Source organism: Priestia sp. P5_B4, from assembly GCF_056400385.1.
This window is the reverse complement of record NZ_JBFULJ010001051.1, coordinates 1-1,188: the sequence shown is the minus strand read 5'-3', so window position 1 is coordinate 1,188 and position 1,188 is coordinate 1. Positions and strand designations below refer to the sequence as shown.

Here is a 1,188-nt window from a genome sequence, read left to right as displayed (position 1 = left end):
ATATTATATTTCACAAAAAATTCTTTAAGCCCACCATGTGTTTTAATAATCCAATCTCTCATTCCAGTTAATTTATAAGTAACAAAGTCGGCCGAAATAAGCACTTGTCCCTTTTCTTTTAGCATTTCATTTATTTTTTCTAAAACAAGTTCATCTGAATATATAGTGTTATTAATCTCAACGTAATCTTGCAAATCAAAGGTATTTAAAAACTCTTCAAAACTTCCATGTTGGTTATAAATATATGCATAAGCCCCCTCATATTTGCCCTTTATTATTTCTGGGTTAAATACACCACCATTTAATATGAATTGTTCTTTAATCAATCGATAGCATAGAGCATCATTCCAGTTATATTGAGCGTAATAACTCTTATTAAAGGCATTAAAAATTCGCTTTATTTCATCTACCGTCAATGTTTCAACCTTATGTTTTTGGAACTTTACATTTCTAATTTCATTAAGGACATTCTCTGATAAAATTCCCTCACGTTTTAAGATATTAAAAGCAGCACGTGTCTTTTGAAGGTAGTTATTAACGCTAGATGCCTTTACTCCTTTTCGAGCAACCTGCTTAAAGCGGCTACTTGTATCAGACTTTTCATGAAGCAACCAATTAATAAAATCTCTCGCATCATCCAAGGTAATATCAGAAACCTGTTTGCTGCTTTCGAAGAATGTAATTAAATCGTTAAAAACGAAATTGTATTGATTTAAAGTACATTGAGCCATGCCTTCTAAAGTTTTAATCTTAATAACTTTCTCTTTAGCTTGTTTAAGATTTATTTGAGTTACTTTTGCTCCCTTTCTTATTCGCTTTGCACACAAAAAAGGCAACCCYCTTTGAATATGGAAGTTGCCTTAACAGTTCAGGTAGTTTTTTTATTATAGACAACTTTTAGCCTTCATGACTATTTATCTACCCTCTAAAAACCTTATTATATCAACGTTTAGTAAGGATTTCGCAGATCTTGAATCAGCTGACCTACTTGTTTTTATCATTCGAAAAATCACCTTACTTAATGTCAATAAATGTTTTTATCCTACTTTTCTACTATACTCCAAACAAAATGACTTTAAAAGAGATAATGGGCTATTTTTTGAAACTCTTGTCAATCTTTTCTCCCTATCAATAAAGAAAAACAGCACATCAATGTGCTGTTTTTCTCAAGTTTGTATGATTTATGAC

1 protein-coding gene is annotated in these 1,188 nt (G+C 30.8%); it reads right to left on the bottom strand.

Features of this window, described 5'->3' with window-relative positions:
• Nucleotides 1-827, bottom strand: an 827-nt coding sequence (locus tag AC1DRF_RS28685; RefSeq protein WP_477742397.1) for a phage integrase SAM-like domain-containing protein, incomplete at its 3' end; no start/stop codon positions are given.
• Nucleotides 828-1,188 lie beyond the last annotated feature (361 nt).